Here is an 11,888-nt window from a genome sequence, read left to right as displayed (position 1 = left end):
TTCAACGAAACTGTGTTAAATGGTTATGGAATTGCGATAGCCTTTGTGAAGGTTGCCATATTTTTTGTGGTTGGTCTTTTATCCTAACAGTTGCGATGGGCGGATTTGTTACTGTAATTGCTTCCAACAAGTCGGTCGTACCGGATTTCGATGCGACCGAAGATGTGGCTCCTGTTGTAAACAGCACAAGTGGTAATGCAAGATTGGCATAACCACCTAAAAGAAAGTCCCCATTTGTTTGTGTTTCAAACTGCCAGCATGCAAAACCATTGATTACGGTAGTTGAGGTTACCAGTCCCTGAGATGGCTTAGCTGTAGTAAAGAGACCAATGTTATAAGAGAATGTGGGAAATCCGTCGAAATACCGCGTTGTTAAAGTATTGATTAATGTTTCAAATGAATAAGGTAGATTTCTGACGAGGAACATGCCTGTGCCCGTTCCCACATTGATGTCGAGATAAGCCGTAATCCGATGCGAATTTTTTTCTTTTAATCGGGGGTCTTTTATGATTGGGGTAGTTATAGTAGGGATAAAATAACTCATTAACTGCAATGATGGATGCCGGTGCTTTTGGTAGGCGCTGACAGTTATTGTTTTAGATTTTAACAGAGCAGAGAATGAGCTTACTACTAATATAGCTGTAAGGCTTGCTGTTGCTGATGAGCTGACTGCAAACCCTGTGGCCCGGCTACCGTGGTGGGGCAATGTTGTCATCAGATTTTGATTAAATACGGGGGTGCCACCGGTAAACAGATTATTTATGGCACCCATTGTTTTATTGGTGGCATCGCCGCAGATCACATAAGAAGAGCCTGCATAGGAAAGCCAGCAGACCATGGATACGCGGTTCAGTGCCTCTGCTGTTTTCCCTTCTACACTCAAGTCATTATCATCCCAATCAGGATCATCTGACAATACGTTGGAAGCGATCGCATATACCTTAACCGAATTATCAGTGCTTTTCCAGAGATATTCTGTGAAACTTTTAGAAGTTGTATTGTAGCCGGTGTAATTGCTTCCTGTTGTTTTGATATTGGATGATGTGCAATATCCTTTCGTTTCAAGGTAATTCAGAATATTAAAGCCAGACTTGGTGTACTTTTCGCGGGCTCCTCCGTACCAAACCTGTTTTACAGTTGGTTTTTTTGAAGAAGGGAATTTCTGCAAGAGGTCATAGGTGAGGCTGATATGGTCTTTATCGCTATGGGAGAAAAAAATAGTGTCAAAGGCAGGGGTATCCATACTTGCTACCTTGGTAGCAATATATTGGAGGTTTGTTTGCGTTTCACTACTTTGTTTATCACTTCCGCAATCGAAAAGAAGCGTATGAATGATTTTAGGGGTGCTCGCCGTATTATAGATCTCTACAAACGTACATTGTCCCTGTCCTACATCTAATACGCTTATTACTACAATGCCTGTTGCCATATACCCTGTTGGTTTAAATTGGTTATATATTGTCTTGCATGTATGAACGAATCTTTTTTCAACGAAACTGTTTTAACTGATCATAAAATTGCGATTGCGTATGAGCAGGCTGCCGTACTTTTTTCGATTGATCTTTTACCCGGACGGATGCGATGGCGGGATTGGGTTGTGATGCAACCATAGATGTGGTTCCTGCTGTAAACAGCACAAGTGGCAATGCAAGATTGGCATAACCACCTAAGAGGAAGTTCCCATTTGTTTGTGTTTCATACTGCCAGCAGGCAAATGCATTGATAGCTACTGATGATGATGTGGGACCTTTTGCTACGGCCACTGACGAAGCTCCCAGGTTGTAGGAAAACCATGTCATTAACTGGGAATACCTGGTGCTGAACATACAGGAAGTAGTATCGAAAGAGTAATATGTTTTCAGGAGACTCCATCCTTTGGGCTGTGTTAATGCGATATCGACATTGCCTATCAGTCTGTGGGCATTTGTTTCCTTAAGCCTGGGATCTCTTACAAAAGGAGTAGTAATGGTAGGCGGAAATGCATTCATCAACTCCAGGGAAGGGTGCCGGTGTTTTTCAAAAGAACTTATTGTCAGGGTCTTCGACTTAAGAAGTCCTGCAAAATCGCTTACCACCTGTTTGGCTGTACTGCTTGCAACTTCTGATGATTTCACTGCAAACCCCGTGGCCCGGCTTCCGTGGTGGGGCAGTGTTGTCATGTTATTTTTATTAAATACGGTAGTGCCGGCAGTAAACCGAGTGTTTATGGCCCCCATCGTTTTATTAGTAGCATCACCACAGATTACATAAGAAGCACCTGCATAAGAAAGCCAGCAGACCATGGATACCCGGTTCAATGCTTCTGCGGTTTTTCCTTCTACATCCAGGTCATTTTCGTCCCAGTCAGGATCATCCGACAATACATTAGAAACGATTGCATATACTGCAACCGAATTATCGGCGCTTCTCCAGAGATATTGAGTGAAACTTTTAGAAGTTGTGTCGTATCCGGTATAATTACTTCCTGTTGTTTTGAGATTGGATTTTGTGCAATATCCTTCTTCTTCAAGGTAATCCAGGATGTTGAAATCGTATTTGGTATACCTGCTGCGGGCGCCTCCATACCAAACCTGTTTTACGGTTGGTTTTTTCGAAGAAGGGAATTCCTGCAGGAGATCATATGTGAGGCTAATGTGGTCTTTATCACTATGGGAGAAAAAAATGGTATCAAAGGCAGGTGTATCCATACCTGCTACCTTGGTAGCAATATATTGGAGGTTGGTTGACGTTTCATCGCTTTTTTTATCACTTCCACAATCGAAAAGAAGTGCATGAATGAGTTTAGGGGTGCTGTCCGTGTTATAAATTTCCACGAACGTACATTGCCCCTGTCCAACGTCTACTACGGTTACTTTTACAACACCTGTTGCCATATTGTATGCTTTTATATTACCCGATGGGTGGCGTACGCCTGCCCGATTTTAAACGCCGCTGCACATGATCCGGTAGTGGCGTTGTATTTTCTAATAATAATGGATCTGTCTTTGCCTGTGTATCGTCTTTGTCATCACTGTACGCTGCATACCAACCCAATGAACCTTTCGGGTTTCGCGGCTGTCCGAATAAAATGATGTTGTTATTGCCGGGAGGGAAACTCCATACCAGCACAGATAATGAAAAACGCCGGAGCCGTAACAGGTACCCGAGCTCGTTTTGTGCGGTAGTATAAGTTTCGAACTGAAAATTCCGGAAACCGATCTTCAACACGCCCTGTAAAGGAAAACTTCCGCCCAGCACCGGTATACCTGGTAATTTCAACCCCAGATAAACTGGTACATTCGTTTGCGAATCACCTTTCCTCCAGGCGGCGAGGATAGAAATTTTAAAGCTTACACTACCAGTCAATGCGCCGAATGTTCCCAGGTCCAGCGTCAGTACCAGCCCATACCAGCCAGGCACCATCGGTGTTTGCTCCAGTGGCGCTGCAACAGAAGTATAACCCATGTCTTCCGGTGTTTGTCCACTTGGCTTTTCGCCTTCCGCTGCAAGATTGGGGCTGGCAACCAATCCGCTGATGGCTAATGGAAAATTATTCATCAGTGAGGATGTCCGTTGATGACTGGCCACCATGTCGAATGCAGTATTGGATTCTTTTACCGTAAAGGTTTGTTGTTTCGGTGTAGCCAGTGAGAACTGCATGTTAATACCAAGTCCATTGTATCGCAGGAACCTGTCGTCGGTATCTTCGCCCGGACCAAAAGAGAACAGATCGAATGCTTCTATACGCAGGAACCTGAAATTCCCCATCAATATAAAATTGGTGAGCACGTTTACAGAATTGGTAATTCCACCATTAACCACCTGTACCGATAATACTTCGATGTCTGTAAGCACCGTATCATTGGCATTGAAAATATTTTCTCCATTCAATGCAAATGCATAACAGGGTGCGCCGCCCACACGCTGGTAAGAGCCTCCAATGATCAGGTTATTTCCGCGTGCTGCTATTTGCTTGGTTAATGAAGATCCTAACAGGCTGTTAAGCATGAGTTCTACTTCGGCCGAGAAATCTACGAGGGCCGCATTGGCAAAACGCACCCGCAGCCTTGTTGTTTTAAAACCAAATGGAATGCTCTGTTCCGCGTAGAGATCCATGGGGTCTTCGTAATTGATCAGTCCGAATGCCGCCGTCTGTTGCAACTGGGGAACACCATTCAGCACATTGAAGGGCGTTTGTGAGAAACCGATATGATGTGCACAGAATTTGGTAAGGTCAATACCTGCTGTTAAGAATTTCAGGTCATCGGGCATCTCTGAAATATCCACCGGAGCATTCAGAAACAAGAAGCCGTTCCAGTTTTTGTCGTTGAGCACCGTATCGTAAAAAATGCGCAGGGGTTTGGCTGCATCGGGTGCAGCGGCCGCCTTACAAATATTTAATAATACTGTTTGTGTTTGAGTCAGCGTTCCATTCTGAGGTGTAGCTACTTCGGGCCAATACCAGCTACTGGTATCATTGGCCAGGTCTCTCAGTGAGCGGTTGCAGAATTTGGCAACCAGGAGTGTTGGACTCTCCGCATCGGTACGCCAGGTGCGCGGCGACAACTGGAAAGTCCATCCATCCATTTCCACTTTGAGTATGCCGGCTACTTTGAGAAAAGAACCGAGATCATTACCCGCAGCAGTACGGATACAGTTTACAAATAACTCCTCCGTATCAAACGGCTGTGTGGCCCTGCTTACAGCCAGGTATACGGCATCAATAACAGCCTGCGTTACGCCCATCGCCAGCAGAAAGGGTTTGTCTTTTTCTGTCAGCTGGTACCGTACCGAAGTGCCACTCATAAGCACGCCTGCGTTGGTTGCAACAAAAAACAATTGATTGTTCTGTAAAGCCTGCTTGAACATGCCTTCTACGGCTGTGAAGTCTACTTTGGGATAATTAGTGCCGGGCATATTACCCATGATGAGACCATCGAAATTTTTATAGTCGGGCGTCAGTTCAGCTACGAGTCCTTGTGGCGTCACACCCAGCGGATCATTCACGCTGCGTAAACGTCGTTTGGGTACGGGGAAGTTTTCCGCGTTGGCGGCATGGGCTGTTACACCATATTGTTTACTGATAAAATAATTACGGTAGGGGGCCAGGCTTGCATTTTCCATTTCACGTGCAAGTGCATTCTCATCACTGCTGAGTCCTTTGTAAATGCCTACGGGAAATACAACTGGCTGCTGTTGCACATTATAAGGAAAGGTAAAAGCAGGCATGGGATTGAAATCAAGGATATTGTCGGTACGATGATCGATACCGGAAAAGAGCGGCGCTTCGCGCGGTTGCGCATAATATACAGGGTTAACCACCTGGTTGTTGAGCGACATAACAGTGAGGTGTGAAGTAGTTGCCGCTCCTGTCAGTGCTTTAGATATATCGGGTGCCTGTGATTGCGATGGCGGAACATAAGGAATGAATGCCGGTTTGTTTCCCTGGAATATGATCATGTAACTGGCGCCATCGAGGCTTGCGTATTCCAATCCGGACAAACCCAATAATAATTGATTGGGCAGGGGTGTAGTTGTGCTGCGCTTACTCTTTTTTTGCGAAGGAGTGAGGATGGTTGCCTGGAATGCACCATCGGGACTTAAATGATAACGATATCCTTCTTCTGACAGGCTTTCCTGTACCGGGCAATAGCCGAATACAAAACGTGCATCGGGGAGTACCCCATTCGCTTTGAGTGGCGTTAACTGAATAGTGTATCCGCGTGTGGTTCGCAGGAAACTTTCCTGTATGGGTGAAGCCGTTGTTCCCGCAGGAAATAAACTGAATGAAGTGCGGGAAGCCACCAGTGGCAGCAATGGATCGAACAGGATGCCCAGGTTAAGGGTTGCTGTTTGCCTTGCGAACACAGGCATGAACAATATTTTTGTTGCAGTTGCATAGGCCATAGCTGCCGGGTCGGGATCATCTCCATTAACAGGAGGAACTGGTTCATCATCAGAAGGCGTAGGTGCCGCTGCATATTGCAAACCAATGTTGAGTGCTTTCCACAGATCACACTGGTCCTGGCTGGAAGGCGCTGCAATAGTCATGCTGCTGCTGAATGCACCAAGTGCTGTTCCGCTGAATGACAGCTGTGCTGTTGGAAAAGTATAGCCCCCTTCCGGGCCATTGAACACCCCGCCAGGAAAGCCGATACCGCCTCCGTTCTCATCGGTGATATAAGTGAGTGCACTCAATCCTGTCAGCGATAATTGGTAAGCGCCGATGTTAAAAGCTACGGATCGCATCAATTGCCAACTGATGTTGACACCCGTTCCGGTAGCTTTTGCAAAAGCTACAGTGATCTGCCATTGCAAATAAGACTGACCTGCATTGCTGATCCACACACAACGAACGATATCAGGCGGACCCAGATTTGGACGGAGTGCTGTTAAATCTGCTGCGAACTTTGTCCAGTCGGAAGGTATTTGATCTAGGAATAAATAAAAGCCACCGATGTTCTGCCACACTGTACTTGTACTGGCGCTGGTGCCCAGGCTACCAGGTGGATCTGCAAAGTATCCTGCCCAATAATTGACCAGTCCGGTATCTGCGAGTGTTGACAACACATATACGGAAGAGTTAACCTGGTTGAATACCGGAACAGCGCTCATGAATGGGTTAATATTTATTTGTGATAACCTGGTCGCCAGGCATTAATGGAACCGACATGGCATTCAACCCATTACCTGTTCCATATACTGCCAAACCATTCCAGTCAACACACAATTCCAGTTGAGGTCCCAATGCTGTTGCAGTAGTTGTACTGGTAATTGCCGGTATGATGGAACGATAAACGCGAAGTTGCTTCAATACCGGTGATGTAGATGCTGGTCGTAAGCCTAATTGCTCCAGCAGGTTGCCCAGGCTGGTACCGATGGGTACAAGTCTTTCGCTTCCGTTGACCAATACTTTGATCATCACTTCTACAATAGCTCTGCCGCGGAAATACGCTGTAGGGTTATTGGACGGATCAACTGTTGTGCTTTGCAAACTGCTGTATTTACCCGCTGCTACTAATGTAAAATTCGATCCTGTGAGATTTGATCCATTGCCCCATGGACTACTGATGGCAGATGGGAAATACAGGCGATAGAAAGGTTGAATGAATTGCGGATAATACAAGTCAACCGCCCCGGCAAGGCCGGCCTGAACGGAACCCGTAGAGGCAGCCGGTGATGAAACGGTAAGAGAGCCCTGCGAAGTAAGTGTATTTAAAAATGCATCGAACCCTGTACGCCAGTTAGTGCCCGACAGATAGCTGCCTATTTCAAAATCGAGAATGGTAGCGCCCGCATAACCGTTGATCCAGGAAGGCAGTCCGCTTTGCGCAATGCCAATGTAGTCGCTTGCAGCTACCCGCAACACCATGCCCGGCCTGAGGTCTACATAACCCGATCCCACAGTGGAAACTGTAGAGAATCCGAAATTGTAATAGAGTTGTTCTGCAAAAGTCTGTGGTAATGAACAGGCGATGGCCAACTGTACGAGTGAAATACCAAACGGCGTGGCGCCGGCAAGTGTGCCCCCAGGAGGCGTTTCAATATTCTTCAGGAAATTGACATAGGCTTGTTGCAAGGCAGCACGTATTGCAGTAGTGTCGAATGTCCAGGCCAATGGATCTGCTGCAATGGTTAGCTTATAGGGTAAAGCAGTATTTCCTGAAGGTTCAATCTTGAAAGGAGCTACTTCAATCGGTGTGGTACCCAGTGCTCCGGATGCAGCACCCAGTTCGGGTAAATACAATACAATGGCCTGTGCCGTAGGGCCTGTGGTTGCAGAACCGAGTACCGACATGCTTTGCGCCGGATAAATATATGGATAGGCGGCGGAAGCAGGCTGCTGGCTCAGGAATAAGGCTGGCGCGAATAGTTTAAGTGATGTTCCGGCAAGACCTGTTCCATTTTTCATGATGGGTTGTACATAGGCCGTGTATTCTTTCCCCGAGGCAGCCGTAATAGTGAACGAATCGCTGGTGGCACTGGTGGTATTGGTATACACTTGGTTGGCAGGCGTTGCATTGTCGTATACCGATATACAGTAGCATACAGCATCTGGCACCTGCTCCCACTCCACAGTTGTATTGCTACCAGTGAAGCGGACTGTGGAAACATTGGCCATATTCGTTGGCACCCATGCTTCATTAGAAGGAGGCCCTGTAACCGGAACACCGTTTGAAGTTCCGGTTGCCCTTACAGTATAACCGAGCAATGCTCCAGGCGTAAGCGCTGTTGTTAATGCAAAAGCGTTTGTTGGAATATTGGTTTGCGGATTGCCTTTTGTAAAATTGATATTATAGGCAATAGCATTGGCGCCTGTAACAGCGGTCCAGTTCAGTGTAGCTATATTGGTAGTGGCTGCAGCAGTAGTTGCGTTAATAATGGGCGCTGTCAATAACGGACTGGCACTACAGGTGGCAGCCATAGACGGATCACACTGAAGTGTAACCGGTCCAAGTGAAATATTTACCATTGCCACCAGGTTGCCGGTATCCGGAATAGAAAGGGCGGCAAGCTGAATGGCACTGCGTGTAGCAGTTGTTTCGTTTCCACGATAAATAGTAGCAGCGCCGGATGCAATGATCGCGCGATAGCTTACCGGCAATGTATTGGCTGCCGGAAGCGTGGCCGGTACGGTCCAGGTAATACCGATTTGTCCCTTTGTTGTAACCAATGAAGCAAGCAATGGCGGTGCAAACAGCGCATACAAAGTTTGTGCAGGGCTATTACCGCCGGTAATTCCGGTAGCAAAGAGTTGTATGGTTTGTGTTTTGGTGGTGTCGATTGCTGTTTTGGCAAACGTAAGTGTGGCAGTAGTGCCGGAAATGGTTTGCGTAGCTATAACAGTCGTTTCCTGTAAAACAGAAACTGTATAAGCAGTAACATTGGCAGCGCTATCAGGCAGGCGGTTCCAGGCAATATCTGCTCTCCATTGTGCGTTGTTTGCGGGATCGATGCGCAGGAGGGCGGATTGCAGTATAGGTGCGGTGGCCAGTAAAATGGCGGGCTTACTTGCAGGGCCTGTTACTGTTCCATCGGCAGATACACTGCTGGCAATAACGCTTAGCCCAACCATTCCTTCTACATTGTACTTTGATGTACTATAACTAAAACTCACTACGCCGCTAGTGGGTGCAACAGGACCGGCAAGTACTATATCTCCATCCATCAGGTAAGCCCGTGCGGAAAGACCTGTGGGGGTCGTTGTAATATTTGCCGTTACTTTTCCCGCTGTTTTATCAGCAACAACATTAGTTACCGTTGGCGCCTGCGTGATCAGGCTGAAGGACAAAGGTGTACTGCCAATATTGTTGGCTACAGTAGATAACTGAACGGTAATGTTTGACTGGCCATAAATATCCAGCGGAATATTGGCAGAAACAGGGCCTCCTTTAAAACTGGCAACAACCTGGTTGCTGGCAAGTACCTGTATGAGGCTGGAATCGGGGTTCACGCAACCGGCAACGGTATCGAGGTTCCAGGAAAGAGAAAGGCTTTTGCCATTGTAAACAGCTGCAGCAATTGTTTTAGCCGCTTGTGGTACGCTGGTGTAATTGCTGATCACGGTAGGAGGCCCCATGCTGAAAGGCGGTGCAAAAGCACCGCCTCCCGAATTGCTGGTGGGAATAATGGCTTGTGCATTGAAAGAGAATGGCGCAGTAAACCCGGTGGTGGTAACAGGTACAGATAACCTGTTACCCTGAGTTTGCGCGCTGCCAATATTCACATATACACCGCCTGATAGGGCGAATACATTTACCTGTGCGCCTACTGCAACACTGCTTGCACCATAGGTTACCGTTGCATCAAGCGTAGTGCCATTGAAAGCGGCGCTACCTACCATCACTTCGGCTGCTGTTACGGGTGCAGATGCGATGGCACTGTTCCAGTCGATATTTTCAGGCGGTGTGCCCGACGGCACCCAGATGATATCGATCATATAAGACTCGGTGGCGGATAAAGGAAAAGACGGCTGATAGATAGCTGTCTTTACACTTGTACCGGGACCGGATGTAGCAGATATGCCAATAACCACCGGGCTTGACGCCATTCGCAAGCGGATCACCAGCACGGGGTTGGTAACGCCGGCAGGCGTGGGCGATTGCGCCGGATCTGTCTGTAATGTTACACCAGTAGTACCTACGCCGGGAGGTGGAACGGAATAGGGGCTGGCATAAAACAGGTTCTTGATAAGATTGTTGGCCATGAGTAGGGTATTAAAAGCGCTTGTGATGTAATGCGGATGCATAATCAGTATGCAGTTCCTGTTTGATGCGCGGCAGCATGTATTCAAGATCATGGTGCGCTTCATTGCAATGATGGCGCATTGCCAGCTGATCACCGCAAAGGATTCCATTGGCATAATAGTTTGCCATATTGTGCGGAAAACTTTTTTCAGCTTGTTCTTTTATATTACCCAGTGCCAGGGCATAAAACATATCGTTGTAAGCAATCGCTTCAATGCTTTTTACCGTAGACATGCCTTCATCGGTCATTACTTTGTCGCCCGCAACAAGATGGCTGATACTTCTGCACTTATCCGCCGTCATAAAGACCATATGGTTCTCGGTAGCAGTGATGCTTTTACCATTAGCGGTGGTGAGCCGGAATATCTCTTTGCGGGTGCCTGCTGCCGGATCGGAACTATGTCGCCCTAATGCGGTAGCGCATACTGCGAAACTACTTCCGTTAGTACCGGTTTTTACCCTGAAGGTTTCATTGATGGCTTCAATTGGTTTTTTACTACCATCTTCCAGCGTTACTAATGTGCCTTTGGCCAGGCAATGCCACCAGAAATACAGGTTCGGTATCTGCGTGCAATTGATAGATGGGTCTTCGGGTGTGTTTTTACTGCAGACAAAAAATGGAGGTGCAGTAGCGCCGCCTTTTAATGGGATGCCATTAAATGCGAAATAGAAATAACTATCAATTTCGTTGCCCAGCGAAGTAGAGTTGTATACAATTGAGTTTGTTTGTTGGTAACCCTTTTGATCATAGGGAAATTCCCACTGCAAAACATTGGCAGGAGTACCCACTGAAAAAGCACCAATCATCTTTGCATCTGTGGTGTATTGGGTAGCTCTGGTGATTTCGACAGTAGAGCCATGCCCATTGTTTACAAAAATACTGGTGCTGAGATCTGCAATGGTAAGGCTGGGCAAGTCAATAAGCCCGCTCAGCGCCACATTACCTTTAAAAGGAACAATGAGATATGGATTATTTTCATTGGCGGAAGGTTCTATAAAGATATAGTCAGTATTGGATGGAAATGGAGAACCTGCTACTCTGCCCACTGCAATCCAAATGTTTACATTGCCTGTATGCTGGATCACAGGCATAGCAATATTAGCCTTGATGCCATCCTGCGCTACCGCAACTTTATTGGTATAACTGTAAAAACGGGTAGACCCGTTGGCATCTGTTGTGTGCCCCATGTACAGAAGAGAAAGGTTTTTTCCGGCCGGTGCAGCGGTAGCGCTCCTGGCAGGACAAGCGAGAAAGCCTCTTTTCACCGCTGTATTCTCTCCCTGCGCCAGTAGTGCACCGGTATCACTGTCGAATACCATTAAATTACCTCCTTTGATCAGGCTATCGTTGGATGATCGTGACCAAACGGTTGCAGTAGCTTTTCCGGCAGCAGTTTTCCCTGCATCTACCATGCGTACATTGTCCACGCCGGGGGCTCCTTTATATGAATCTCCCGTGTTCAGTGCTTTATAGAGGTATGGGTAATTGGCCGGTGTTCTGCCGGCAGCATTGAGCATACTTTCAATGAATTTTCGATGTGTGGGATCTGAAGGGTTGAGGTAAGTAGTTGCACTTTGTTTCGAAGCACGTTGAAATGCGAGTAACTCACCAGCTTGTTGTGGTGTTAGTGTTGGCAGAGATTTCATAAATAGAATTTTATG

4 protein-coding genes are annotated in these 11,888 nt (G+C 46.9%); all 4 read right to left on the bottom strand.

All coding sequences use genetic code 11. The features are described from left to right. Position 1 precedes the first annotated feature (1 nt). The 4 genes from BLU98_RS14310 to BLU98_RS14290 all read right to left on the bottom strand — a co-directional run bounded on the left by BLU98_RS14310 (position 2) and on the right by BLU98_RS14290 (position 11,873). Positions 2–1,429 carry a ComEC/Rec2 family competence protein gene (locus BLU98_RS14310; protein WP_092725922.1) on the bottom strand — a complete coding sequence of 476 codons (1,428 nt, stop codon included), beginning with the start codon at positions 1,427–1,429 and terminating at the stop codon, positions 2–4. A 58-nt stretch (positions 1,430–1,487) separates the two neighbouring features. Next, positions 1,488–2,873: a ComEC/Rec2 family competence protein gene (locus BLU98_RS14305; RefSeq protein ID WP_092725920.1), complete on the bottom strand. Its 1,386-nt coding sequence runs from the start codon at positions 2,871–2,873 to the stop codon at positions 1,488–1,490. A gap of 16 nt (positions 2,874–2,889) precedes the next feature. Then, positions 2,890–6,594 (bottom strand): hypothetical protein, encoded by a 3,705-nt coding sequence (locus BLU98_RS14300; protein WP_092725917.1) that lies wholly within the window; start codon positions 6,592–6,594, stop codon positions 2,890–2,892. 3,602 nt (positions 6,595–10,196) lie between these two features. Next, positions 10,197–11,873, bottom strand: coding sequence for a Hint domain-containing protein (locus BLU98_RS14290; protein ID WP_092725913.1), 1,677 nt, complete (start codon positions 11,871–11,873; stop codon positions 10,197–10,199). Positions 11,874–11,888 lie beyond the last annotated feature (15 nt).

Origin of the sequence: Hydrobacter penzbergensis (assembly GCF_900106985.1) — a bacterium.
Classification (GTDB): domain Bacteria; phylum Bacteroidota; class Bacteroidia; order Chitinophagales; family Chitinophagaceae; genus Sediminibacterium; species Sediminibacterium magnilacihabitans.
Note: the sequence above shows the minus strand (reverse complement) of the source record. Positions and strands in the feature narration are given on the sequence as shown.